This window comes from Micromonospora sp. NPDC049274 (genome assembly GCF_040678875.1).
Taxonomy (GTDB): Bacteria; Actinomycetota; Actinomycetes; order Mycobacteriales; family Micromonosporaceae; genus Micromonospora.
On sequence record NZ_JBFAQS010000011.1, the window covers coordinates 135,107 to 161,268 of the forward strand.

The 26,162-nt window shown below is 74.0% G+C and carries 17 protein-coding genes; 3 read left to right on the forward strand and 14 right to left on the reverse strand.

All coding sequences use genetic code 11. The features are described 5' to 3' along the window. Positions 1-3: 3 nt before the first annotated feature. From AB0K10_RS21535 to AB0K10_RS21570, 8 genes are read right to left on the reverse strand one after another with little or no spacing between them, the layout of a single operon-like run. Positions 4-507, reverse strand: a complete 504-nt coding sequence (locus tag AB0K10_RS21535) for a (2Fe-2S)-binding protein (RefSeq protein WP_363685998.1) — start codon at positions 505-507, stop codon at positions 4-6. After that, the gene (locus AB0K10_RS21540) at positions 504-1,334 is read right to left on the reverse strand and encodes a xanthine dehydrogenase family protein subunit M (RefSeq protein ID WP_363686000.1); all 831 of its coding nucleotides are present in this window, start codon (positions 1,332-1,334) and stop codon (positions 504-506) included. Before AB0K10_RS21540 ends, AB0K10_RS21535 begins: the two co-directional genes overlap by 4 nt. Further along, positions 1,331-2,107: an alpha/beta fold hydrolase gene (locus AB0K10_RS21545; RefSeq protein WP_363686001.1), complete on the reverse strand. Its 777-nt coding sequence runs from the start codon at positions 2,105-2,107 to the stop codon at positions 1,331-1,333. Before AB0K10_RS21545 ends, AB0K10_RS21540 begins: the two co-directional genes overlap by 4 nt. Further along, positions 2,104-3,297 carry a Gfo/Idh/MocA family oxidoreductase gene (locus AB0K10_RS21550; RefSeq protein WP_363686003.1) on the reverse strand — a complete coding sequence of 398 codons (1,194 nt, stop codon included), beginning with the start codon at positions 3,295-3,297 and terminating at the stop codon, positions 2,104-2,106. Before AB0K10_RS21550 ends, AB0K10_RS21545 begins: the two co-directional genes overlap by 4 nt. Next, positions 3,294-4,403, reverse strand: coding sequence for an NAD(P)H-binding protein (locus tag AB0K10_RS21555; RefSeq protein WP_363686005.1), 1,110 nt, complete (start codon positions 4,401-4,403; stop codon positions 3,294-3,296). Before AB0K10_RS21555 ends, AB0K10_RS21550 begins: the two co-directional genes overlap by 4 nt. Before the next feature lies 1 nt (position 4,404). Further along, on the reverse strand, positions 4,405-9,432 hold the full coding sequence (locus AB0K10_RS21560; RefSeq protein ID WP_363686007.1) for an amino acid adenylation domain-containing protein: 5,028 nt from the start codon (positions 9,430-9,432) through the stop codon (positions 4,405-4,407). Continuing rightward, positions 9,429-15,854: an amino acid adenylation domain-containing protein gene (locus AB0K10_RS21565; RefSeq protein ID WP_363686009.1), complete on the reverse strand. Its 6,426-nt coding sequence runs from the start codon at positions 15,852-15,854 to the stop codon at positions 9,429-9,431. Before AB0K10_RS21565 ends, AB0K10_RS21560 begins: the two co-directional genes overlap by 4 nt. Before the next feature lie 16 nt (positions 15,855-15,870). After that, entirely contained in the window at positions 15,871-16,839 is a 969-nt protein-coding gene (locus AB0K10_RS21570) for a ferritin-like domain-containing protein (protein WP_363686011.1), read from the reverse strand. 78 nt (positions 16,840-16,917) lie between these two features. Between AB0K10_RS21570 and AB0K10_RS21575 the strand changes: the two genes are divergently transcribed. After that, entirely contained in the window at positions 16,918-18,195 is a 1,278-nt protein-coding gene (locus tag AB0K10_RS21575) for a condensation domain-containing protein (RefSeq protein WP_363686013.1), read from the forward strand. A gap of 38 nt (positions 18,196-18,233) precedes the next feature. Here AB0K10_RS21575 and AB0K10_RS21580 read toward each other — a convergent pair whose 3' ends face one another. After that, the gene (locus tag AB0K10_RS21580; protein WP_363686015.1) at positions 18,234-19,763 is read right to left on the reverse strand and encodes a GMC family oxidoreductase N-terminal domain-containing protein; all 1,530 of its coding nucleotides are present in this window, start codon (positions 19,761-19,763) and stop codon (positions 18,234-18,236) included. Positions 19,764-19,842: 79 nt separating this feature from the next. On the opposite strand from AB0K10_RS21580, the gene AB0K10_RS21585 reads away from it, so the two are divergent. Then, entirely contained in the window at positions 19,843-20,238 is a 396-nt protein-coding gene (locus AB0K10_RS21585; RefSeq protein ID WP_363686017.1) for a VOC family protein, read from the forward strand. Positions 20,239-20,269: 31 nt separating this feature from the next. Here AB0K10_RS21585 and AB0K10_RS21590 read toward each other — a convergent pair whose 3' ends face one another. Together AB0K10_RS21590 and AB0K10_RS21595 are read right to left on the reverse strand one after the other, a co-directional pair. Next, complete coding sequence (locus AB0K10_RS21590) at positions 20,270-21,427, reverse strand: acyl-CoA dehydrogenase (protein ID WP_363686019.1); 1,158 nt, start codon at positions 21,425-21,427, stop codon at positions 20,270-20,272. 32 nt (positions 21,428-21,459) lie between these two features. Then, positions 21,460-22,620 (reverse strand): acyl-CoA dehydrogenase family protein, encoded by a 1,161-nt coding sequence (locus AB0K10_RS21595; RefSeq protein WP_363686021.1) that lies wholly within the window; start codon positions 22,618-22,620, stop codon positions 21,460-21,462. Between the two features lie 78 nt (positions 22,621-22,698). Here AB0K10_RS21595 and AB0K10_RS21600 point away from each other — a divergent pair, with 78 nt between their 5' ends. Then, positions 22,699-23,538 (forward strand): thioesterase family protein, encoded by an 840-nt coding sequence (locus AB0K10_RS21600; protein WP_363686023.1) that lies wholly within the window; start codon positions 22,699-22,701, stop codon positions 23,536-23,538. A 48-nt stretch (positions 23,539-23,586) separates the two neighbouring features. Here the strand turns inward: AB0K10_RS21600 and AB0K10_RS21605 are convergent, their stop codons facing one another. From AB0K10_RS21605 to AB0K10_RS21615, 3 genes are read right to left on the reverse strand one after another with little or no spacing between them, the layout of a single operon-like run. Further along, the gene (locus AB0K10_RS21605) at positions 23,587-24,351 is read right to left on the reverse strand and encodes an ABC transporter permease (RefSeq protein ID WP_363686025.1); all 765 of its coding nucleotides are present in this window, start codon (positions 24,349-24,351) and stop codon (positions 23,587-23,589) included. Beyond that, positions 24,348-25,121 carry an ABC transporter permease gene (locus AB0K10_RS21610; RefSeq protein ID WP_363686026.1) on the reverse strand — a complete coding sequence of 258 codons (774 nt, stop codon included), beginning with the start codon at positions 25,119-25,121 and terminating at the stop codon, positions 24,348-24,350. The genes AB0K10_RS21605 and AB0K10_RS21610 overlap by 4 nt, the downstream gene beginning before the upstream one ends. Beyond that, positions 25,118-26,086, reverse strand: coding sequence for an ATP-binding cassette domain-containing protein (locus AB0K10_RS21615; RefSeq protein ID WP_363686028.1), 969 nt, complete (start codon positions 26,084-26,086; stop codon positions 25,118-25,120). Before AB0K10_RS21615 ends, AB0K10_RS21610 begins: the two co-directional genes overlap by 4 nt. Between the last annotated feature and the right edge of the window lie 76 nt (positions 26,087-26,162).

Genomic DNA, 26,162 nt, shown 5'->3' on the forward strand with positions numbered 1-26,162 from the left:
CGGTCATCCGGCCCGTCGGGCCCCGTCGAGGGCGAGCACGGCACGGACGATGTTGTGGTAGCCGGTGCAGCGGCACAGGTTGCCCTTGAGGGCGTGCCGCACGTCGTGCTCGGTGAGCGGCCCCGGGTTCTCCTGAAGGAGGCTCACCACCGCGAGGACCATCCCCGGGGTGCAGAAGCCGCACTGCAGGGCGTGGTGCTCGGCGAACGCCTCCTGCACCGGGTGCAGCCGGTCGCCGTCGGCGAGCCCCTCGGCGGTGCGAATGTCCGCGCCGTCGGCCTGCGCGGCCAGCAGGGTGCACGACTTGACCGACCGACCGTCGAGCAGCACGGTGCAGGCGCCGCAGGAGGTGGTGTCGCAGCCCACCGTCGCGGCCGTCAGCCCCAACTCGTCACGCAGCAGGTGCACCAGCAGGGTGCGCGAGGGCACCCGACGGCTCTCCGGGCGGCCGTTGACGGTGGCGGTGACGGCGACTGTCGTCGTACCGGGCCGGGCGTCGATGCTCATCGTGGCTCCTCCGCGGTGCTGCCGGAATCGGTCAGGGCGCGGGCCACCAGCACCCGGCTGAGGTGCCGCCGGTACGCGGCCGAGGCCCGTACGTCGTCGGGCGGGTCGCACCCCTCGTCGGCGCGTGCCGCCGCGACCGTCACACCGGCGCCCTCGGCGAGGGCCGCCTCGACCCCGTACGCCCGCCGGATGGTCGGACCCATCCCGGCCAGCGCCACCCGGGAGTCGGCGACGGCGACGGCGACCACCGACCACTCCAACGCCGGGCGGGCGAACGTCAGGTAGCGCCAGCGGGCCGGGCCGGGCAGCGGCACCCGGATCTCGGTGACGAGCTCGTCGGGCCGGCACACCGTCACGCCCGGCGCGACGGCCAGCTCGGCGGCGGGCACGGTTCGCGCCCCGGTGGCGCTGCGCAGCACCACCACGGCGTCCAGCGCGACCAGGGCCAGGGGCAGGTCGGCGGCCGGATCGGCCTGGGCCAGCGCCCCGCCGACGGTGCCGAGGTGCCGCACCTGCGGGTCACCGACAGCCGCGGCCGCGACCGCCAGCAGCGGGGCGTACCTGTCGACGAGCGGGTCGCCGAGGAGCCGGTGGTAGCGGGTCAGCGCGCCGACGGCCAGGTGGTTGTCGCGGTGCGCCACGTACGACAGTTCGGTGACCCGGCCGAGGTCCAGCAGCGTGTCGACCCGGTCCCGGCGCAGCTTGAGCGCCGGCAGGAGTGACTGCCCGCCGGCCAGTGGCCGCAACTGGTCCCCGTACGCCCGGCGCAGCTCCAGCGCCTCGGTGAGATCCCGGGCCCGGTGGTAGTGCAGGCTCGCCGGGATCACGGGCCGGCCGCCGACCAGGTGGGCACCGGGCTGCGGTGCGTGGCCCGCAGGATGGTGTCGATGAGCTGGTTGCGCCGCGCCAGCAGGTAGAAGTGCCCGCCGGGGAAGGTGTGCACTGTGAATTCGCCGCGGGTGCGCAGCGCCCAGTCGCCGGCCTCGTCGGCGGTGACCTCCGGGTCGTCCGCGCCGACGCAGGCCAGCACCGGCGCGCGCAGCGGCACGGGTGGCTCCGGGCGGTACGTCTCGGCGATCCGGTAGTCGGCGCGCAGCACCGGCAGGGCGATGGCGCGTACCCCTTCGTGGTCGAGGGTCTCGCGGCCGGTGCCGCCGAGGCGTCCGGTCTCCGCCCACAGCGTGTCGTCGTCGGCCAGGTGCACGCTCGTGGCCCGCAGCCGACCCGGACCGGGGCGACCGGAGACGACAAGCGCCCGCAGCACGCTGCCGGGGCCGTCCAACAGGCGTGCCGTCTCGTACGCCACCGACGCGCCGAGGCTGTGCCCGAACAGGACGACAGGCGCGTCGGCCGGCAGTGCCCGCACCGCCTGCGCGACGCCCTCGGCCAGGCTCGGCAGGTCGGCCGCGAACGGCTCCGTCGACCGGTCCATCCGGCCCGGATACTGCACGCCGTGCACCTCTACGTCGTCGGGCACCTGCGCCGACCACGCCCGGTAGAACGCGGCGTTGCCGCCGGCGTGCGGGAAGCAGACGAGACGCAGCGCGGGCCAGCGCAGCGGCCGGAAGCACCGCAGCCACGTCCGCGCGACGGGGGTCACGGGCGCGCTCCGACCGGCTGTTCGCCGGCCCACGACACGTCGGCCGGGGACGGGTCGACCGCCCTCGCCGCCGCGTCGGCCAAATCCGCCACGTCGGACGCCCCGAACATCCGCGGCGGTACGGAGTGCACCAGCTCGGGTGGCCCGAGCCGGGCGGTGACGTCCTGCCACAGTTGGCACAGGCTCAGGTGGTACTGGCCGTGGCGGGCCAGCTTCTGTCCACCCAGCGCCGCGGCGTGCAGGTTGCCCAGCGCGTACCCGACGCCGGCCGGCCACACCTCGTCGAACACCCTGCGGTAGCTGGGCGCGACGGTGTCGGCCAGCGGCTGCGCGCTCGGCACGTCCAGGTGGTCCGGTTCATCGCTCTCGCCGTCGGCGAAGTGCGGCCGTCCCACGCCCCGGTCCTGCACCTGCTGCGGGAAGTCCGGCCGAGGGCTCCACACGGTGGGCCCGTGCGTGCTGACCAGGGTCAGGTTGCCGGCCTCGGTGCCGATCGTCACCCGGTGCAGCAGGTGCGCGTAGTTGTCCGGGTCCGCCGGGTCCATCTGGTTCTGCACCCGCAGCGTCAACGGCACACCGGCGAGCACCCCGTCGAGGCTGCGGAACGGCACGTCCACCCGGGACAGCCGGCGTACCTGCTCGGGCAGCTCGACCGACGGGGCCAGGCCCCACGGTCGGACGCCGCCGAGGGCCTGACCGAGGATGTCCAGCAGCGCGTACGCGACCTGGAACCCGCAGGCCGCGTCGACGTAGCGGGCCGGCTGCCGGGCCAGCAGCGCCCGGGCGGCAGCGAGGAACCGGCGTACCGGGGCGGTGTGCACGTAGAACGAGTTCAGGTGGTAGACGACACCGGCCCGTCCGGCGGTGCGCAGGCACTCGACCAGCTCGTCGTGGTGCAGCGGATGCTCCTGCAACACATGCAGGCCGCGCTGCATCAGCGCCCGGGCCACCTCGCCGCCCGGCCCGCCCAGCAGGCCACCACGGATGACCACGCAGGCAAGCGTCACGTCCTCGGGCACCTGGGCGACATCGGTCCACAGCGGTACCCCGTAGTGCCGGGCACAGGCCACCGACCGGGCGCTGCCCCCGGCGAGGATCCCGGCCAGCTCGAACGGGAAGTTCGGCTGCCGGAACGCCTGCAGGTACACCTGGCCGAACTTGGTGCCGGCGACAAGCACTCTCGGTTTCACGCCACCCCCTCCTCGATCAGGTCGTACGACCCCAACGGGCCGTCCTCGACGCGCAGTGACGTGACCGCCGGGCTGGTGCGCAGCAGGTCCACCGCCCATCCGGGATCCACCGCCTCGGCCAGGTGGTGCACGCCCGGTGGCACGTCGCCGGCGGCGACCGCGAGGGCACCGAGGGCGACAGCCGCGCCGGTGAGCGCGTTCGCGCCGGTCCCCCGGCAGACCAGCACGCGGGCGTCCGCCGGGCCGGTCAGCTCGACCACCAGCAGCTGGTAGCGGGGTCGCCCGAAGGTGTCCAGCTCGGCCGCCCGGCACAGCTGCGCGGCGGCGTCGGCGAGCTGCGCCGCCGTCGCGCCGTCGCGCGCTCGGCGGGCGCTCGCGGCGAGCGCCGCCGGCAACCGGCTGCCGGCGAACGCCGACCACCAGTCGACGTCGGTCAGGCCCAGCCGGCGGGCGAGCCGCTCGGTCTCGGTGCTGAGGTACGGCTGCAGCAGCACCGGCTCGTCGAAGAACGGCACCGGCGCCTCCGCCCGCGCGGTGAGGGCGTGGCTGCGTCGCGCGCCGTCACGCCACGCGGCCGACGGCTCGCCGTACTCGGCGTCTCCGGCGGCGAGGAAGTCCAGGGCGGCGCCGGGTGTGAACCCGTCGCGACCGCCGACGTACCCGGTCATCCGCCGCGCCCCCGGCACCTGGGCCGCGAGGTGGGCGGGGAGCAGCCCGGACAGGCCGGGCATCAGACCGGCGGAGAGCACCGCGACCCGGTCGGCGGCCCCGGGCAGGGCGGACACCGCCGCGTGCAGCGGGTCGTCGCCGGCCGCGTCGACGTAGCCGGCGCCGCAGCGGGCCGCCGCGCGGGCCACCGTGTCGCCGATCGAGGCCGCCGGCCCGGCGCAGTTGACGACTGTGTGGCAGCCGGCGCAGAACGCGTCCAGGCTCGCCGGGTCGGTGACGTCCACCGCCCGCGCCTGCACCCGGGGATCGTCCACGCCCAGCCGGGCGGGATCGCGGGTGCCGGCGCGGACGTCGTCCACGCTCCAGGCCAGCAGGTGCGCCAGGGCGTGCCGGCCCACCCCACCGGTGGCGCCCAGCAGGGCGACAGTCGCGGCCATGTCAGCCCTCCTCGGCGATCGGGCCGGCCCACTCGCCCGGATCGTCGGGCACCCGTCGCACGGTCAGCTCGCCCAGGCACACGTCGCGCCACCAGTCGACGCTCGTCGGGTCCGGCTCGTCCGCGCACAGGAGCGTGACGTCGCCCGCGTACGGGGAACTGCCGTAGCCGTCGCCGTCGACCGGGTCGGCGACCACCAGGGTCGCCACGTCCACTCCGGACTCGGTGAGCTGCCGGGCCAGCTCCAACGCCAGCACGCCGGCCGCGCCCCGACCCACCAGCACCAGCTCCCCGGCCGACACGTGCGCGGCCAGCGCGCTCGTGTAGTCGGCGGCGAGGCGTTGCACAAGCGGCGCCGGGTCGAGACCCGCGTAGCGGTGCAGCCCGCCGTCCACGATCCCGCACACGGCACCGCTGCCGGCCAGCCGCTCGGCCAGCCCGGCGTACCCGTCGAGGCTGCCGCTGCCGTCGTGCACCAGCACGTAGCGGGGCGGACCCTCACCGGCCAGGGCCACCACCTCGCCGGTGTCGCTGCCGGCCGGCTCCTCGTCGGGTCGGACGCTGCCCACGGCGGCCAGGTGATCGGCCAGGTCCGCGACGGTCGGGTGCTCCAGGATCCGGCGCAGCAGCTCGTCGAAGAAGACGTCGGCGGCGGCCGGCACCCGCTCGGCGAGCTGACCGGCGAGTTTCGCGGCGAGCAGCGAGTCACCGCCGAGGGCGAAGAAGTCCGCGTCCCGTCCGACCCGCTCCACCCGCAGCACGTCGGCCCAGACGGCCGCGATCTGCTCCTCCAGCTCGGTGAGCGGGGCCGTGGCGGTCGCCTCGGGACCGGCAGTCGTGGCCGCCACCAGCCGGCGTACGGCCGCCCGGTCCAGTTTGCCGTTGGCCGTGCGGGGCAGGTCGTCGACGACCTGCAGCACGCCCGGGATCATGTAGTCGGGCAGCCGGTCGGCCAGGTGCGCCCGCAGCTCGTCGGGCACCACCCGCCGCCGGTCGGCCTTCACCCGCGCGGCGATGATCCGCATGCCGAGCCCGGCCATCGGGTCGGCGGCCGACGGCAGGTCGAGCACGGGCGACGCCCCGGCGGCGGCGAGCAGGCCGCGCCACTCGTCGCCGGTGAGGAACGTGCGGTCGGTGCCCCGGCGCAGGTCGACGAAGTCACCGAGGTCGTCGTCGAGCCGCACCAGCAGCTCCAGTGACGTCATGATCTGGTAGTGCTCCCGGGTCATCTCCAGCAGCACCAGGTGCCCGCCGGGGGCGAGCAGGCCGCGCAGCCGGGCCAGCGTGGCCGGCACGTCGCGGGTGGCGTGCAGGACGTCGCCGGCGATCACGATGTCGGCGCTGTTCGGGGCCATGCCCTGCCCGGCCAGGTCGGCGTCGAGGTCGAGCTGCGCGAACCGCAGCCCCGGCCGGTCGGCGAAGCGTTGCCGGCCGGCGCCGAGGAAGAACGCGGACAGGTCGGTGTAGAGGTAGTCGACGTCGAGGCCGTCCAGCGCGTCGAGCACCGCAGCTGTCGTACCGCCGGACCCGGCGCCGACCTCGACGACGCGCACCGGCCCGTCCAGCCGCTCGGCCAGCGACCGGACGGTCGCCGCCGCGACCGCGTTGGCCCACCTGTTGAACAGGGCGTCGGCGTAGAGGTTGTCCGACACGGCCAGCTCACCGCCGGGAAAGAGCAGCGCGAGGGGGTCCTCGTCGCCGCGCAGCAGCGCCGGCAGCGCGGTGGCGCTGGCCTGGAAGTAGCGGACCAGCTCGGGGGACTCCCCGACCGCCGCCGCGCGCTCGGCCACCGCGTCCCAGGCCCGCGCGGCAGGTGGTGGCGCGCCGGCCAGCCGATAGCCGTCGTCGTCGTGGCGCAGCACCCCGCTGTCGGTGAGCGCCCGCAGCCAGCGGCGCAGCAGCCGGCGGTGCCGGGGCGCGACGCGGGTGGCGGCGTACACCTCGTCGAGGCGGTGCGGGCGGTCGTCGAGCGCGAGGCCGGCGGCGCGCAGGGTGTCCAGCATCGCGGTGAGGCCGAGAGAGTCCAGCTCGTGCAGGTACGCCTCGTAGGCCCCCAGGTCGGTGCCGGCCACCAGCGCGGACCCGGCCGCGGTGGGTCCGGCCGGGTCGACCGGCTGCCCACTGCCGGGCTCGACCGCGGCGGGCTGGACGACGGCGGCCAGTCGCCTCTCCAAGGGACGGTCACCGTCGACCACCGCGATCGCCCCGCCCACCCCCGGGTGCGCGAGCAACGCCGACTCGACCTCGGCCAACTCGATCCGATGGCCGCGGATCTTGACCTGGAAGTCCTCCCGGCCGAGGAACTCGATGGTGCCGTCGGGTCGGTAGCGGCCCAGGTCGCCGGTGCGATACAAGCGCTCGCCTGTAAACGGGTCGGTGACGAACCGCTCGGCGGTGCGGGCCTCGTCGCCGAGGTAGCCCAGCGCCAGCCCGGCGCCGCCGATGTACAGCTCCCCGGCGACCCAGTCCGGGCGGGGCCGCAGCGCGGCGTCCCGGACGTGCCAGCTCTGGTTGGTCAGCGGCACCCCGTACGGGATGCTGCGCCAGGACGTGTCGACCCGCCCGATCGGGTGGATGATCGACCAGATGGCGGCCTCGGTCGCGCCGCCGAGGCTGACCACTGCCAGACCGGGGACGAGATCGCGGATCTGGTCCGGCAGGGTGACCGGGATCCAGTCGCCGCTGAGCAGGGCCAGCCGCAGCGAGGGGATCCGAACCATCGGCGCGGCCGCGAGGTAGTCGGCGAGCATCTGCAACTGCGCCGGCACCGAGTTCCAGAGGGTCACCTCGTTCTCGGCGACCAGCTCCGCCCAGTGGGTGGGGTCGCCGCGCCGCTGCGGCGCGGGCAGCACCAGCGCCGCGCCTACCGCCGGCGGGCCGAACAGGTCGTAGACGGACAGGTCGAAGCCCAGACTGGCCAGGCCGAGGACACGGTCGTCAGGCGTCACGTCGAACCGGGCGTTGATGTCCGCCACGGTGTTCAGGGCCGCCCGGTGGGTGATCACCACGCCCTTCGGGGTGCCCGTCGACCCGGAGGTGTGGATGACGTACGCGCGGTCGTCCGGGCCGACCGTGCGGGCCGGCAGGGCCGTCGGCGCCGGCCCGTCGCAGTCGTCCACAGCGATCGGCGTCACACCCTCCGGCCAGTCGCCGGCCACCCGGTCGGCCTCGGTGAGGACGTGCCGGATCCCCGCGCCGTCGAGGATCAGGTCGCGGCGCACGGGCGGCTGATTGGTGTCGACAGGCACGTACGCCCCACCGGCCAGCAGGACGCCGAACACCGCCACCACCTGCCGCCAGCCCTTCTCGGCGACCACCGCGACCAGGTCCCCGGGCCGGCAGCCGGCCTCGGCGAGCCGCGCGGCCACCGCCGTGGCACGGCCGGTGAGCTGCCGGTACGTGAGGGTGCCGTCGGCGGCCACCACGGCCACCCGGTCCGGGGTCCGCAGCGCCTGGGCGAGCACCCCCTCGTGCAGCAGCCCGTCGGGCAGCGGTGCGGCGGTGTCGTTGACCTCGGCGCGGCGGCGGGCGCTCGCCTCGGGCAGCGCCACCGGGGCCAGCTCCTCCCACGCCTCGTCGGTGCCCGCCAGCCGGCGCAGCAGCGCGGCGTACGCGGCGAACATCTCGTCGACGACACCGTCGGGGAAGACCCCCTCGCGGACGTCCCAGTTGGTGGCCAGCCCACCGGAACGCTCGATGTTCTGGCAGTCGATCCACACCTGCGGGGTCTGGCTGATGCCGTACCCCAGTTCACCGAAGCCCTCCACGCCGGTGTCGCCGCCCAGCCCGATGGCGCTGGTGAAGACGATGGGCATCAGCGCGGCGTCGGCGCCCCGGCGACGGGCCAGCTCGCGGACCACGTCGACGCCGGAGAACCGGCGGTGGTCCAGGTCGGACCAGAGCTGCGCCTGGATGCGCTTGGCCCGTTCCTGCACCGGCGCGTCCGGGCTCTGCTCCACGGCGAGCAGGCTGACCGAGGTGAAGTCGCCGACGATCCGGTCCACCTGCGGGTGCGTGGGCGTCCGGTTGAGCAGGGTGACGTCGACGGTGAAGCGCGGGTGCACGCTCCACGCGGCGATCACCTCGACGTACGCGGCGAGCACCGCGCCCGACGGGCTGATGCCGTGCTGCCCGGCGCGTTGGCGCAACCCGGCCCACTCGGTCGGGTCGAGCCGCAGGTCGAGGCGGCGGAACCGGGGCGGCGCGGCCGTGGCGCCGCCGCGCAGGGGCAGCTCCGGCGCCGGGGGCAGGTCGTCGAGCCGGGCCAGCCACCAGTCCCGGTCGGCGTCGTGGCGGGGGCCGCCGCGCAGCGGCTCGGTGGCCAGCAGGTGGTCACGGAACGTCAGTGTCAGCTCATCGGTGGGCGGGTCGCCCGCGTAGCGGCGGCCCAGCTCGTCGAGCAGGATGTTGATGCTGACGAAGTCGCAGACCAGGAAGTCGATCGAGAAGTGCAGGACGCACCGCTGCGGGCCGCGGGTGAGCCGCAGCGCGAACAGCGGCCACTGCTGCGGGTCGTAGCGGCGGTGGTCCAGCTCCGCCCGGGTGGCGGCCACCGCGTCGGCGAAGCCGGCCGCGTCGGTGTCGCGCACCTCGATCCGGTACGCCGGCACGTCGGGTCGTACCTGCTGGGAGCCGTCGCGGTTGACGACTGCCCGCAGCATGTCGTGCCGGGCGACGACCTCGTGCCAGGCGCGTTCCAGCCGGTCCACGTCCAGCTCGGCAAAGGTCAGCTCGCCGTAGCCGTGGCAGCCGACTCCGCCGTAGGCGAAGCTGTCGCCCCGCCCGAGCAGGTAGGCGCTCTGCACGTCGGTGAGCGGGAACGGCTCGTACCGCTGCTCGGGGTGCGGCACGGCGGTGGGTGCGGCGGCGTCGCGCAGCACGGCCAGCACCTGCTCCTTGTGCTGGCGGAGCGCGGCGCGGCGCTGGTCGGTGAGAACGCCTGTCGGTGCCCGGAAGCGGAGCTGGCCGTCCTCCTCCCAGAGGTGGACGCCGACCTGCGCCAGCTCGGCGATGAGGTCCTGCCCGTTCATACAGTGCCTTCCTCGTACGTGCCGGCGGCGTGCTGCACGGCGGTGGCCAGGTCCGCGATGGTCGGTCGGTCGAGCAGGCCCCGCATCGGCAGGTCGACGCCGTAGCGTTCCCGCAGCACGGCCAGCAGCCGGGTGGCGAGCAGGCTGTCCCCGCCGAGGCTGAAGAAGTTGCGGGTGCGGCCGGGAACGGGGCCGTTCAGCAGGTCGGACCAGAGCGCGCCGAGGTCGCTCTCCAGGCCGGGGTGGGGTGGCTCGTCGGCCGGTGCGCTGTCTCCGCTGGCGAGCAGGGTGGCCACCGCACCTCGGTCGATCTTGCCGTTGCCGCTCAGGGGCAGCGCGTCGAGCACGGCGACGTGCTCGGGCACCATGTACGCGGGCAGCCGGTCGACGACGAACGCGCCTGTGGCGTCCGGGTCGAGGGTGACGCCCGCCTCCGGTACGACGGCGGCGGCGAGCCGGCGAGTGCTGGTACCCACGGCGACCACCACTGCCTCGCGTACGCCGGGGCAGTCGGTCAGGGCGGACTCGACCTCGCCCAACTCGATGCGGTGCCCGCGGATCTTGACCTGGAAGTCCGCCCGCCCCAGGAACTCAAGCGTGCCGTCCGGCCAGTACCGGCCCAGGTCACCGGTGCGGTACCAGCGCATCCCGTCGTGCGTCACGAACCGCTGGGCGGTGCGCTCCGGGTCCCCCCGGTAGCCGGCCGCCACCCCCGCTCCACCGATCCACAGTTCACCGACCACCCAGTCGGGGCAGTCCCGTCCCCGCCCGTCCACCACGCGGTAACGCTGGTTGGGCAGCGGGAAGCCGTACGGGATGGACCGCCAGTGCGCCGGCACCTCGCCCACCTCGAACGCGTTGGACCAGATGCCCGCCTCGGTGGCACCGCCGAGGGCGGTGAGCCGGGCCTCGGGCCGGCGGGCGACCAGCCGGTCGCGCAGGTCCAGGCCGACCCAGTCGCCGGAGACCAGGGCGTGCCGCAACGCGCCGAGCGGCTCGTCGCCGGCCGCGGTGAGCAGCATGTCGAGCAGGGCGGGCACGGTGTTCCAGATGGTGACGTCGTGCTCGTTGACGAGCCGTAGCCAGGTGCGGGCGTCGCGTCGCTGTCCCTCCTCGACGAGCACCACCGCGCCGCCGACGCCGAGCAGGGCGAAGGTGTCGTACACCGACAGGTCGAAGTCCAGCGCCGACACGGCGAGGACCCGGTCGTCCGGGCCGAGGCGCAGCCGGTCGTTGACCGCCGCGATGGTGTTCGTGGCCGCCGCGTGGGACACCTCGACGCCCTTGGGCTCGCCGGTGGAGCCGGAGGTGAAGATGACGTACGCCAGCGACGCCGGGTCCACCGGGACGCAGCCGTCCAGGGCCGGGCCGCCGTCGCCGGCCGGGTCGAGCCCGCCCGCGCCGATGACAGTCTTCACGTCGGCGCGGGTGAGGATCCGCTCCCGGCGGACCACCGGCTGGTCCACGCCGACAGGCACGTACACGCCACCGGCGGCGAGCACACTCAGCACCGCGACGACCTGGTCGACGCCCTTGGGCAGGCACACCCCCACCGCGTCCCCCGGAGCGACCCCGGCTCGCGTCAACGCCCCGGCCAGGGTCGACGCCCGAGCGGCCAGGTCCCCGTAGGACACCGACACCCCGTCGCCGAGCAGCGCCGCCCGATCAGGCTCCCGCGCCGCCCATGCGAAGAACCCGTCGTGCAGCAGGCCGGGCGGTATCGGCGCGGCTGTCGCGTTGACCAGCTCGCGCACGGCCCGCTGCCCGGCGGGGAGCCCGACCGGCACCTGCCGTGCCCAGTTCCCGGCCGCGAGGGTGGTCAGCAGCTTGACGTACGCGGCGAACATCGTCTCCACCACGTCGGGCGGGAACAGCTCCGCCACCACGTCCCAGTTGATGCTCAGGCCACCGTCGCGTTCCATGACCTGGTTGTCCAGCCACACCTGCGGGGTCTGCGAGGCGCCCCAGATCTGCTCGCCGAACGGCAGCGACATGCTCACCAGTTCGTCGCTGATGCCCAGCGCGCTGGTGAAGACCACGGGCATCGCGGCGGCAGGGGCGCCGGTGCGCCGGGCGATCTCCCGCAGCACCCAGATCGCCGAGACGGCGTTGTGCTCGATGCCGTCCCACATGCGCTCCTGCAATCGGCGTACCAGGGTCAGGAAGTCGTCGGCCGCGCCGGGGCGGTGCCCGACGAGCAGCAGCGAGGTGAAGTCACCGAGCACGTGGTCGATGTCGGGGTGCACCTCGCGGCGGTCGAAGAGGGTCAGGTTGAGGGTGAGGTCCGGGCGCGCGCTGAAGGCCGAGAGCACCTCGGCGTACGCGGTGGCGAGCACGGCCGCCGGGCTCACCCCGTGGGCGCGGGCGGCGTCGACCAGGGCGGTCCACTCGGCGGGGTCGAGCCGCGCCGCGTGACGGACGAAGCGGGGCGCGCGCACCCGATCGGGGTCGACGGCGAGCGGCAGTTGCGGCGCGGGGGGCATTTCCGCGGCCTGTGCCGACCAGTAGCGCTTGTCGGCCTCGACCGTCGTCTCGTCCGGCCGGGCGGTGAGCACGTAGTCGCGAAACGACACGCCGATCGGGCGCAGCGGCGCGTCGAGGTCGACGTATAGGGCGGACAGTTCGGCGAAGACTGTCACGATGCTGAGCGCGTCGAGCACGATGTAGTCGAAGCTGAACGCCAGCCGGACGCGACGGTCCCCGTACCGGACGGCCTCGATGGCCACCAGCGGCCAGCGGGTCGGGTCGGCGATGCGGTGCGACAGCCTGTCGCGCAGGTCGGCGAGCGCGGCCTCACCCTCGCCGATCGGAATCGTCACCTCGGGCACTTCGGGTTGGACGCGTTGGCGTCCGTCGGCGTCGAAGACGGCCCGCAGCATCTCGTGCCGGCGGACCAGTCGGTTCCAGGCCGTGGTGAGCCGGTCGAGGTCCACGTCCTCGCCGTCGAATTCCCAGTACCAGTGGGAGCCGATCTCACCGAGGGCGAAGTCGCCGTTGCGGCCCATCCAGTACGCCCGCTGCACGTCGGTCGCGGGGAACGGCTCGTGGCGGTTCGCCGGGTCGGCGACGAAGGTCCCGCTCAGCGCGGCGCCGGTGTCGAGGCGTACGCCGGCGGCGAAGCCGGCGAGGGTCGGCTCGGCGAAGAGGCGGCGCAGTTGCCCGCCGGCCAGCCCGGCCGAGCGCATCCGCCCGAGCAGGCGGGTGGCGAGCAGGCTGTCCCCGCCGAGGGTGAAGAAGCTGTCGGCGCGGCCGACTGTCGGCACGCCGAGCAGGTCGGCCCAGAGGGTGGCCAGTGCCGTCTCGACCGGCCCGGCGGGTGGCTCGACCTTCGTGGAGCGGCCGGCGCCCTCGGCGAGCCGTCGTGCCAGCGCCGGCCGGTCGATCTTGCCGTTGCCGCTCAGGGGCAGCGCGTCGAGCACGGCGACGTGCTCGGGCACCATGTACGCGGGCAGCCGGTCGACCACGAACTCCCGTACTGTCTCCGGGTCCACCTCGGACGCCGACGGCACGACGGCGGCGGCGAGCCGGCGGGTGCTGGTACCCACGGCCACCACCACGGCCTCGCGTACCCCGGGGCAGTCGGCCAGGGCGGCCTCGACCTCACCCAACTCGATGCGATGCCCACGGATCTTGACCTGGAAGTCCGCCCGCCCGAGGAACTCAAGCGTCCCGTCCGGCCAGTACCGGCCCAGGTCACCGGTGCGGTACCAGCGCATCCCGTCGTGCGTCACGAACCGCTGGGCGGTGCGCTCCGGATCCCCCCGGTAGCCGGCCGCCACCCCCGCCCCACCGATCCACAACTCACCGACCACCCAGTCCGGGCAGTCCCGCCCCCGCCCGTCCACCACGCGACAGCGCTGGTTCGGCAGCGGAACCCCGTACGGGATGGACCGCCAGTGCGCCGGCACGTCGCCCACCTCGAAGACCGTCGAGTGGATGGCGGTCTCGGTAGTGCCGCCCAGGGCGACGAGCCGGGCGTCGGGGCGCAGCGCCACCAGGCGGTCGCGCAGGTCCATGCCGACCCAGTCGCCGCCGAGCAGCGCCAGCCGCAGGTGGTCCAGCCCACCCTCGGCCTCGGCGGCGGTCAGCAGCATGTCCAGCAGCGCGGGGACCGACTGCCAGACGGTGACCCGGTTGGTGTCGACGAGCCGCCGCCAGGCGCTCGCGTCGCGGCGCTGCTGCTCGCCGATCAGCACCACCGCCCCGCCGACGCCGAGCAGGGCGAAGATGTCGAACACCGACAGGTCGAAGTCCAGCGCCGACACGGCGAGGACCCGGTCGTCCGCGCCGATGTCGAACCGGCGGCGGATGGCCTCGATGGTGGTGCCGGCGGCCGAGTGCGGCACCTCGACGCCCTTGGGTTCGCCCGTGGAGCCGGAGGTGAAGATGACGTACGCGACCGACGCCGGGTCACCGGGCACGCAGCCGTCCAGGGCCGGGCCGCCGTCACCGGCCGGGTCGAGCCCGCCCGCGCCGATGACCGTCTCCACGCCGGCCCGCTGCCAGATCCGGTCCCGCCGGGCGGTCGGCTGGTCCACGCCGACAGGCACGTACACACCACCGGCGGCCAGCACACCCAGCACCGCGACGACCTGGTCGACGCCCTTGGGCAGACACACACCCACCGCGTCCCCCGACGCGACCCCGGCCCGCGCCAGCGTCCCGGCCAGCGTCAACGCCCGAGCGGCCAGGTCGCCATAGGACACCGACACACCATCGCCGAGCAGCGCCACCCGCGCCGGCTCGCGCGCCGCCCGGTCGAAGAACCCGTCGTGCAGCAGGCCGGGCGTGACCGGCGCGGCTGTCGCGTTCACCCGCTCGCGCACCGCCCGCTGCTTCCCCGGCAGCAGGTCGCCCGGCGGCGCGGCCCAGTCGCCCTCGACCAGCCCGGTGAGCAACCGGACGTACGCGGCGAACATCGCCTCCGACACACCGGGCGGGAACAGCTCCGCCACCACGTCCCAGTTGAGGTACAGGCCGCCCTCGCGCTCGGTGACCTGGTTGTCCAACCACACCTGTGGGGTCTGCGACGACGTCCACACCGGGTCGCCGAAGCACTCCCGCACGTCGGCGCCGAAGAGGTCGCCGAGGCTGAGCGCGCTGGTGAACACCACGGGCGCGAGCACGGCCCGGTCGGAGCGGGCGCGGGCCAGGTCGCGCAGCACGTCCACTCCGGAGTACGCGCTGTGCGCCACGTCCCGGGCGAACTGCTCGCCCAGACGGCGGGCGCGGTCGACGAACGGCACCTCGTCGGTGGCGTCGACCTCCAGCAGCAGCAGGTTGGTGAAGTCCCCACTGAGCAACGGCACATCCGGGTGGTACGGCGTCCGGTCGTACAGCGGCAGGTTGAGCAGGAAGCGTTGCCGGCTGCTCCAGGCGGCCAGGACCTCGGCGAAGGCCGTCAGGAACACCATCGACAGGGTGACGCCGTGCTCGCGGGCGCGGACGGCGAGCCGGTCCCGGTCGGCGCCGGAGAGCCAGTGGTGATGGCGGACGACCCGGTGTCCGCTGACCCGTTCCGGGGCCACGGCCACCGGCAGGTCGGGCCCGCCGGGCAGGTCGGGCACCCGCTGACGCCAGTAGTCGGCGGCGGCCTCGCGGGCGTCGGCCCGCCGTCGCTCGTGGGTGGCCAGGTAGCGGGGATAGCTGTAGTCGATGGGCGGCAGCGGCTCGTCGGGCCGGCGGTAGAGGCTTGCGAGGTCGGCGAGGAGCACCCGGAAGCTGTGCGCGTCGGCGACCAGCATCTCGATCTCCACGTGCACCCGGCTCGCCCCGTCGGGCAGTAGGCAGAGCTGGATGTCGAACACCTCGCCCCGGTCCACCCGCAGGGTGCGGTGCGACAGGGTGGCGCGCAGGTCGGCGAGCCGTCGGTCCCGCTCGTACGCGGGCAGTTCCCGCAGGTCGTGCACGGTCAGGCCGGGCCAGGCGCCGTCCGGGGTGATCCGCTGCCGACCGTCGTCGAGGAAGCGGGCCCGCAGCATGTCGTGGCGGCGCACCAGGGCTCGGATGGCCCCCTCCAGCCGGTCGGGGTCCACCTGCCTGCCGTCGAACTCGTTGTAGAAGTGCGCCCCCACGCCGCCGAGGGCCTGCTCACCGGCCCGCCCGACCCAGTACGCGTGCTGCATGGTCGCCAGGGCGAACGGCTCGTCCGGATCGACCGTGGGCTCGTCGTCGGCGGCAGCCGGCGCCGTGGCGGGCGTCGACGAAGGGTGGGCCAGCGCGTGCCACTGCCGGACGGTGCGCAGCTCGATGAGTTGGGCGAAGGTGAGACCCGCGCCGGCCCAGCGGGCGGCGAGTCGCATCAGGCCGATCGAGTCGAGGCCGCGCTCCAGCAGATCCTCGTCGGGTGACACCGGCTCGTCGAGCAGCGACGCGACGTCGTCGCACATGCCGTCGAGGGTCAGCGTGGTGAGCACTGGCATGTCTCCTCCCGACTCCTCAGGCGCGGGGAACGCGGATCGAGCGGTCGGCGAACCCGATGAGGTCCAGCCGCTCCAGGCCCTCGCGGACCCGGGGAGTCAGCAGGCCGATGTTGGACAACGCGGTGACCACGCGGGCGAAGATGGCCTGCCGATACTTGATCATCAGCTCGTTGTGCGCCGCGAAGTCGACGCCCTCGCCGCGGTCCACCTCGATGCGCTCCCAGACGTCCTCCAGCAGGAACCGGCGGCGCATCAGGCTCGCGGAGTCGAGCACCATGTCCTCGCGGTCGGCCAGCTCGGCGCTTGTCATCTCCCGGTAGATGCCCTCCAACGACAGCACCCCGAACGACACGTGCCGGGCCTCGTCGCGGGCCACGAGGCGGGTGATGTCGCAGATGAGGCGGTCGTGGAAGGTGCTGTTGGCCAGCCGGAACGCGGCCATCGCCAGGGCCTCGACCACGATCTGCATGCCCAGCGCGGTGATGTCCCAGCGGGAGTCGGAGAGCAGGTCCTCGATCAGCTCGGACAGCGCCGGGTTGATCGGGTACGGGTTCGGCACCTTCTCGCGCAGGTAGCGGGAGAACGCCTCGACGTGCCGGGCCTCGTCGGCGGCCTGACTCGCGGCGTAGTACTTGCTGTCGATGTCGGGCACGACCTCGACCAGGCGCGCGGCGACCACCAGCGCGCCCTGCTCACCGTGCAGGAACTGGCTCACCATCCACGACTGCAGCTCCCAGCGGAACGTGTCCCACATGGGGCGGCCGCGCCGCGCCAGCGGGGACGCCTCGAACGACGCCATGGCGAACGCGGAGTCGTCGGGCAACGGTTCACCGAACGGCACCTCGATCGACCAGTCGACATCGGTGCTGGCGTTCCACTGCGCGCTCTTGGCCCGTTCGTAGAGGGAGAGCACCCGGGGCATCTCGGACTCGTAGTGCCACGTCAGCTGCGCGTGCACGGGGGTGGTCACCGACAGACCAGACATGCGCCCAAGGTACCGAGAGAGAACACAAGATGCCAGACCCTTGATGACAGATACAAAGACGAGCGGTACCGTCGTGGCGTGGCCCCCCGACCCGTACCGGCCTCCGTGGGACAGCGGCTGCTCGGCATCATCGAGCACTACCGGGCGGACCACGGGGCGTTGACCTGCCCGCTGCTGTGCCGCCTCACCGGCACTGTCGACCTGGGCGCGCTGGAGCGGGCGCTCACCGCGCTGACTGCGCGGCACGAGGCGCTGCGGACCACTGTCGTGGGACGCGGACCACGGGTGTCCCAGCTCGTGCACGATCCGCGACCCGTCGAGCTGCGGGTGGTCGACCTGCGCGACGAGCCGGATCCGCGTGCCGCCGCCGACGCCGCCGTCACCACCGAGCTGGCCACCCGGGTGGACGTCACACAGTGGCCGACCCGGGCCACCGCCTGGCGGGTCGACGACCACGAGGTGATCGCGTGCTTCACGATGCACCACCTGGTCACCGACGCGTGGTCGTGCGGGCTGCTGTTCGAGGAGCTGCACGCCCTCTACGCCGACGCGTCGGCCGAGTTGCCCCCGGTGCGCTGGCAGTACCCGCAGTTCGTGGCCTGGCAGGAGGGCCGGCTGGCCGGCACGGAGCTGGACCGGCACCGCGAGTTCTGGCGCGGTCAGCTGACCGGGCTGCGGTTGCCGCGTCTGCCGTACCGCGAGCCGCCCCCGGACGCCGCCCCGGGCGTGCTGGCCCGCGACCTGGACGCCGAGGTCGCCGACGGGCTGCGCGCCCTGGCCCGGCGACACCGCACGACGCTGTTCACCGTGGCCCTGGCCGTCTACTACGCCGTCCTGCACCGCGTCACCGGGCAGGGTGACCTCGCCGTCGCCTCGCTGTTCGCCAACCGCGCGCGGCCGGAGAGTCAACGCACCGTCGGGTTCTGCGCCAACATGGTGGTGCTGCGCACCCGGCTGCCGCCGTTCGCCACCTTCGCGGCCCTGCTCCAGGCGACGCACGCGACGACAGCCGCCGCCTTCGCCAACCAGGAGCAGCCCTACCAGGCCGTTGCCACCGGCAGCGCCAACCTGGGCGGCCGGGTCGATGACGTGGTGTTCCAGATGATGGCCGAGCTGTCCCACCGCGTACGCGTCGGCGACACCGAGTTCGAGTTGCTCGTCCCCGAGGCGATCGGCAGCCGCTTCGGCACCGAGCTGGCGATCGCCCCGCGCGGCGACGGCCTGCGGGTGGTCCTGTTCCACACGCCTCGGCTGGCCCCGGCCGACGCCGTACGCCTGCTCGACGGCTATGTCGCCGTGGCACGGACGGTCGTGGGCAACCCGTCCGCGTCGCTGTCGACGCTGCTGCGCCGCTAGGACCTACGGCACCGGCCGGCAGGGCTTTGACCCAGGCGCTAGCCCGCGACCAGCTCGGCCCCGCGTTCGCCGATCATGATGCTCGTCAACGCGGCCGGCGCGCGCAGCGGCACCGGCACGATGCTGGCGTCGACGACCCGCAGGTTGGCCACCCCATGCACCCGGCACCGCCCGTCGACGACCGCGCCCGGGTCGCCGGCCGTGCCCATCCGCGCGCCGCCGACCAGGTTCAACCGGCTGTACGTGGTGGCGCGCAACAGGTGGTCGAGCTGCTCGTCGTCGCCCACGACCGCGTCGTCGACGAGCGCGAACCGGGAGACCGTCTTGGTGAACGCGGCCTGGTTGGCGATCTCCCACGCGTGCCGGTACGCGTCGCGCATCCGGGCGAGGTCACCCTCGGCCGAGTAGAACCCGAGGTCGACCACGGGTGGGCTCGCCCCGTCGGCGTCCCGCACCGAGATCCGTCCACGCGAGGCCATCGCCATGTCGCCGATCATCACGGTGTTGACCTGGTCGACGCCGATGATCCGGTCCAGACCGGCGCCGGGGCCCCGCGACGTGCTCATGCCGGTGAACAGGCTCAGGTAGAACGCCTGGTCGACCTCGTGACCCGGGATGCCGGCGAGCCGCGCGATGAGCTGCGTACGCGGCCAGTCGCCGCCGATCGTCTCCGGCTCGGGAACGACCAGGATGATCGCGCCGGGCTGGTCGATCACGTCCGCGCCCACACCGGGCAGGTCGACGAGCGACGTGACGCCGGCCGCGCGCAGCTCGTCGGCGGGGCCGATCCCCGAGCGCAGCAGCAGAGCCGGGCTGTACGGCGAGCCGGCGCAGAGGATCACCTCGCCGGCGTCGATCCGCTCCCCCGCGACCTGCACACCCACCGCCCGCCCGCCGTCGAGCAGCACGCGCTCGACCTCGGCGTCGCCGCGGACGACCAGATTGGACCGCGAACGGGCCGGGTCGAGGTGGGTGAGGGCTGTGGACATCCGCAGCCGATCGCGCCGGTTCTGCGGATACATCCCGATGCCGACGGCGTCGGGGGCGTTCATGTCCTCCTGGTAGTCGTGGCCCAGGCCGAGCGTGGCCTGCAGGAAGCCGTCCATCGCCGGCGTCAGCTCACCGCGCGGCCACCTGGTGATCGGGACGGGCCCGTCGGCGCCGTGGTGGTCACGGTCGCCGAACTGCTGGTCGGCCTCCAACCGGCGAAACGCCGGGAGCACCGCCGGCCAGTCCCACTCGGGCAGGCTGCGCGCGCCCCACGAGACGAAGTCGGCTGCCGGGGCCCGCATCGCGCCGCGGTCGTTGATCTGCGTCGAGCCGCCGACCACCCGGCCGCGCCGCAGCGGCGCCTCCCGACCGTCGACGACTGTCGCCCGCAGATCCCAGTCGAAGCCGTCCTCGGCCTCCACCGAGCCGGTCCGCAACGCCTCGGGCACCGCGGCTCCGACGAGGTCCGGGCCGGCCTCCAGCAGCAACACGGAACGGCCCGGCTCCTCGCTCAGGCGGGCCGCGAGCACCGCGCCGGCCGCGCCCGCGCCGACGACCACGAAATCGTAGCGAAGCATGGGCTCAGCGTAGCCGAATACGCGACATGCCAGGACGCATCACATGTGCTATCCGCGATTCTTCATTAGACTCTCGTGTATGAGCAGAGGCCCGGAAGTCATCCCCACCCTGCGCTACCGCGACGCGCCGGCCGCCATCGGGTGGCTTGTCGACGTCGTCGGTTTTCGCGCGGAGCTGGTCGTCCCCGGCCCGGACGACTCCATCAGTCACGCGCAGCTGACCTGGGGAAACGGCATGGTCATGCTCGCCTCCCAGACGGACGGCAGCGACGGCCGGCTCGTTCTGGACAGCGGGCCCGCCTCGACCTATGTGGTGCTCGACGACGTGGCGGCGCACTACGAACGGGTCGTCGCGGCGGGCGCCGAGGTCGTGCAGAAGCTCCGCGACGAGGACTACGGCGGCCAGGGCTACTCGGTCCGCGACGCCGAGGGCAACCTGTGGAGCTTCGGCTCCTACCGCCCCGGCTCGTCCTGACCGCCGACGGCTGAGCCGCCAGGGCGGCGGGTCAGTCGTCCAGCAACAGCCCGGCCAGCTCGGCCCGCGCGTCGGCGACCGTGCCGTCGAAGGTCGCCAGCCACCAGGCCCTGCGGTACCAGTGGTGCAGCGGCTGCTCCCAGGTGAAGCCGCTGCCCCCGTAGGTCTGGATGGCGACCTCGCAGGCGTTGAGCGCGGCCTCCCGGGCGGCCACGTTGGCCGTGAGCACCGCCCGGTCGGCGACCCGGCCCGTCTCCTCGTCGACCGTCCACGCCGCCCGGTAGGCAAGCGAGCGGGCCGTCTCGACCTGCCCGTAGCACTCGGCGAGGGGGTGCGCGACCGCCTGGTTGGCGCCGATCGGCGCGCCGAACTGGGTGCGGGTGGCGGCGTACGCGCCGGCCCAGGCGAGGGCCCTCGCCCCCACGCCGACGGCCTCGGCGGCGAGCAGCGCCAGGGCCCGCCGCCGGGTGAGCGCCAGCACGTCGGCGGCGGCGTCCGCGGCCACGAGGAGCGTCGAGGGTACGCCGGTCAGCTCCACTGTCGAGACGGCGCGGCTCGGGTCGAGCGCCTGTCCGCCGGCACCGGCCGGTGTCGCCCGCACCACGGCCGTGTCGACCAGGCGCAGCTCCACTCCGTACGCCCCGGTCACGGCCACCACCAGGTCCACCGCGTCGACCGCGTGCGGCACGCGGATCGCGCGCCCGGTCAGCGTCCCGTCGACGGCGACGGCGCAGCCGACGCCCGGGTTGTCGGTCGACGGCGTGCCTGCGTGGGCGACGTCGCCCGTCAACGAGCGAGCGGCCGCGGCGGCGCCCGGCGAGCGGGCTGCCGTCGCGGTGGGGTCGGTGCCCGTCGGTCGGCGGGCGGCGGCCACCACCTCGGCGAGGGTGCCGGGGCCGTTCTCCCACGCCCAGGCCAGGGTCGCGGGGCGGGCGACCGGCCGGCCCGCCGCCCGCAGCGCCGGGCCGGCCAGGCTCACCGTGGTCCACCAGGGTGACGGGCTGCGCGCCCAGCCGAGCTGCTCGGCGAGCAGCGCCAGCTCGACGGTGCCCAGCTCGGCGTCGAGCCACCCCAGGTCGGCGATCTCGGTCCAGGCAACCCGGCCGTCGGCGGTGGACCTGTCGTCGGCGAGGTACTTCGCCGCGGTGTCCCGCAGCGCCTCCTGCTCACCTGTCAGTGCGAAGTCCATCAGGTCTCCCCTCGTCGTGGGCGAGTCGGCGGTCAGTACGACCGGGGCAGGCCCAGTACGCGCTCGGCGACCAGGTTGCGCAGCACCTCGGAGGTGCCGCCCTCGATGGTGTTGGCCCGGCTGCGCAGCATCTGGTGTCGCCAGTAGCGGTCCCACCCGTCGGGTTCGGCGTCGCCGCCCAGCAGGTGCACGGCGAGGGTGGTGAGCCGCTGGTGCGCCTGCGACCAGCGCAGTTTGATCACCGACGTCTCCGGGCCGGGCACCCCGGTACGCGCCAACGCGGCCAGCCCCCGCCGGTTGGTCCAGCGCAGACCCTCCAACTCGACGTAGCGGGCGGCGATCTGGTCGCGTACGAGAGGGTCGGTGTCCCGGCCCCGGGCCTTCGCCGTCGCGACGAGGCGGCGGAACGCCACGTCCAGCCGGGCGGTCAGGGTGAACCCGAAGGTGCCGCGCTCGTGGGCGAGGGTGGTCATCGCGACCCGCCACCCGTCGTCGAGGGCGCCGACCACCGCGTCGAGCGGCACCCGTACCTCGTCGAACTCGATCTCGGCGAACTCGGCCTCGCCGGTCATCTGACGGATCGGTCGGACCGTGACGCCGGCGGAGCGCAGGTCCACCAGCAGGCAGGACAGCCCCCGGTGGCGGCGCTGTTCGGGGTCGGTGCGCGCCAGGAGCAGGCAGTGGTCGGCGAGGTGGGCGTACGACGACCACACCTTGCGCCCGGTCACCACCAGCTCGTCGCCGTCGCGCCGCGCGACGGTCCGCACGGCGGACAGGTCGCTGCCGGCCTCCGGCTCGGAGAAACCCTGGCAGAAGATGATCTCCCCGGTGAGGATGCGGGGCAGGTACCAGGCGCGCTGCTCGGGCGACCCGCAGGCGATGATGGTCGGCCCGACCATGCCCAGGCCGATGACTCCGATGTGCTCGGTGGCCTCGGCCCGGGCCGTCTCCTCCAGGTAGATCGCCTGGTAGGCAGGGGACAACCCGCGTCCGCCGTGCTCGGCCGGCCAGGTCAGGCCCGCGTACCCGGCGTCGTGCAGCGCGCGGGTGTACGACCGCACCGCCTCGATGTCGCCCCAGCGGTCCTGCGGCGGCGCTCCGTCCGGGCCGGTGGTCACCGGCACCGCGCCCGCCAACCAGGCACGCAGGCCCGCCCGGAACTCGGCCTCCTCGGCGCTGTCACGCAGATCCATGCGCCGCATCGTACTCGTATCTGGTTTTGATCTGCAGTATCTTGTTTTCACGCGTCCCAACGCCGGAAGGGGTCCTCGATGGCCAGTCTCGCGGACGATGCCGCGGTACGACAGACCGCGCCCGGCCAGTACCGGGCCCACCTCTGCGAGGACTGGTCGGTGTGGGGGCCCAACGGCGGTTACCTGGCCGCGATCGCGCTGCGCGCGGCGGGCGAGGAGGCCGGTGGCATGTTGCCGGTGAGCCTGAGCTGCCAGTTCCTCGCGCCGCCGCGCTACGGCGACGTCGACGTCGAGGTCGCCCGGGTGCACGGCACCCGCCGCGCCGCGGCCCTGCACGTCACCCTGCGCCAGCGCGGCCGGATCCTGCTCACCGCGCACGTCTGGACCATCGCCGCCGGCCTGCTCGGCCCCGAGCGGCGCTGGATGCCACCACCGGACCTGCCCAAGCCCGACGAGCTGCCCACCCTTGTCGAGTTGATGCGCCGCGACGGCCTGCCGGTGCTGCCGATCTGGGAACGGTGCTACGAGGTACGGCTGGCCGGCTGGCCGGCGGGCGGCTGGCAGCCGCAACGCGACGGCGTGCCGACCATCCGGGGCTGGCTGCGACTGCACGAGGAGCTGCCCGCCGACGCGGACCCGTGGCTGGCGGCCGCCCGACTGGTCTTCGCCGTCGACGTGGTGCAGTTCCCGGCGGTGGTGCAGGCGTTCGAGCGGACCACGTTCATGGCGCCGAGCATGGATCTGTACGTGGGCTTCCAGGGCGGCGACGACGGCACCGGCTGGCTGCTGGTGGAGGGCGAGGCGGCCGCCGCCACCGGTGGGGTGCTCGGCGCCCGCGCCCGCGTCTGGTCCGACAGCGGGCTGTTGCTGGCCACCGGCGGGCAGCAGATGCTGTACCGGATGGCCAGCCCGGTCTGACCGGCCCGTCAGCGGTCCGCGCGGCCCTTCAGTGATCCGCGCGGCCCCTCAGCGGTCCGCGCGGCGGCCGAACCGGCGCACCGCCACCAGCAGGCAGACCGTGCCCAATCCGAGCACCCACGCGAGGGTCTGCAGCACCGGCCACAGCACCGGCCCGCCGCTGGACAGGCCGACAAGCGCCTCGGTGGCGACCGAGAACGGGTTGGCCCGCACCACCGGCTGCACCACCGAGGGGAACGCCGACACCGGCACGAACCCCGAGGAGAAGATGAACAGCAGGGTCGCCGGGCCGGTCAGCGACGGCGGCAGCGACTCCTCGTCACCGGGACCGGAGCCCCGCCACAACGCGATCGCCGCCCACAGCAGGCCGAACAGCGCGATCACCGCGAAGAAACCGGCGACGGCGAGGGGCCCCTCCCGGAACCGGAAACCCAGCAGCATGGCCACGCCCGTGGTGAGCGCTCCGATCGCGACGATGCGCAGCACGTCACCGGCGACCCGACCCGCCAGCAGCGCCCCCGGCGCCACCGGCATGGTGCGCAGCCTGTCGACCAGCCCACCGCGCAGGTCGCGCAGGAAACCGACGGCGCTCGACGGTGACCCGAACGCGGCGGTGGACAGCACCACCAGCGGGGCCAACCGCTCCAGGTAGTGCTGGCGATCGCCGTCGCCGACGATCCGGCCGAACACCGCGTACTGGGTGAGCAGGAGCAGCACCGGGAACGCGAACGCGTAGATCAACGCGGGTGGCGCCCGGAAGAAGCGGCGAAGGTTACGCCCGGCGAACAACGAGGCCTGCGTGACGGTACTCATCGGCTCCTCCGAAACGAACGTGCCGCGGCCAACCCGAACAGCAGCCCCAGGACCACCAGCCAGACGAGGGCCGGCCACACCCTCTCGTCGGCGCCCTCCGTGGACAGCGCCCGCAACGCGTCGACCTGGGCGGAGAACGGCGACACCTCGACCACCGGTTGCAGCCAGCCCGGAAACGCGTCGACAGGCACGAAGGCGGTGGAGACCGTGGTGAGCACCAGGTACGGCAGGGTCAGCGCCGAGTACACCTGCTCGGGGTCGCGGGCGCCCAGCCCCAGAGCCGCGCAGCCCGCCGCGAGCACCACCGCGAAGCCGACCGCCAGCACGACGAAGCCCGCGGCGCCTGCCGCCCCCGCGGTGAACCGGAAACCGACGAGCACCGCGGCGATGAGGATCACCGCCACCGCGACGGCGGCGCGGGCCGCGTCCACCACGAGCCGGGCCAGCGGCACCACGACCGCGCTCATCGGCAACGTCCGGTACCGGGAGATCAGGCCGCTGCGGGCGTCGCCGGCGATCATGTAGCAGGCCGACATGGCGACCAGGGCTGTGGTCTGCACGACGATCGCGGGCGGGAGGAACTGCTCGTAGGCGATCCCGTAGTCGGACATCAGCCGCTGGAAGACCACCATGAAGCCCGCGAAGAACGTCAGCGGGAACACGACGGTCAGGCCGACCGAGCGGCCCGCGCGCGCCTGCCGGAGATTGCGGGCGGCCAGGACCGCGAACTGCCGCAGCCCGCTGGCCGCCACCGCCGTCGTGGTGCTCACCGGCCGGCCCCCGCCGCGTCCACGTCGACAGCCTTCTCGGCGTCGACGGACCCGGTCAGGGAGAGGAACACCTCGTCCAGGGTGGGCCGCCGCACGGTGACGTCGTCGGCCTCCACACCCGCCGACTCCAACCGCCGCACCACCTCGGTGAGCGTGCCGGAGCCGGCGGCCAGCCGCAGCACGTCCTCGTCCTCGGTCAACCCCTCGAACACCGCGCCGAGCTGCTCCGCCGCGACCGCCCGCGCCCGCGGGTCCTCGATGCGTACCTCGCAGACCGCGCCACCGAGCTGACGCTTGAGCTCGTCCGGGGTGCCCTCGGCGGCGACCCGTCCGTGGTCGATGAGCAGCACCCGCCCGGCCAACTGATCGGCCTCCTCCAGATACTGCGTGGTGAGCAGCACGGCCGTGCCGCCGTCGCGCAACTCCCGGACGACCTCCCACAGTGCCCGCCGGCTGCGCGGATCCAGGCCGGTGGTCGGCTCGTCGAGGATCAGCACGGGCCTGTCGACCACCAGGCTCGCGGCCAGGTCGAGGCGGCGGCGCAACCCACCGGAGTACGTGCGTACCGCCTTGCCCGCCACCTCACCCAGGTCGAAGCGGGCGATCAGCTCGTCCGCGCGGGCGGCGGCCGGCTGCCGACCCAGCCCGAGCAGCCGGCCGAACAGCACCAGGTTCTCCCGGCCGGTCAGCAACTCGTCGAGGGCCGCGAACTGCCCGGTGACCGCGATGCTGCGACGCACCTCGGCGCCCTGGGTGGCGACGTCGAAGCCGGCGACGCGGGCGGTACCGGAATCCGGCTTCAGCAGCGTGGTGAGACAGTGGATAGTGGTGGTCTTGCCCGCGCCATTGGGTCCGAGCAGGCCGACCACCTCACCGGCGGCCACCTCGAAGCTCACGCCGTCGACCGCCGCCGTCGCGCCGAACGACCGGCGCAGATCGCTGACCTGGATCAACTCTTGTGACATCGCACCACCCTCATGCCTGGAATCCCGGAACCATATCAACGCTTGTCTTGGTAAAGCCAGATACGAGAACGGATAT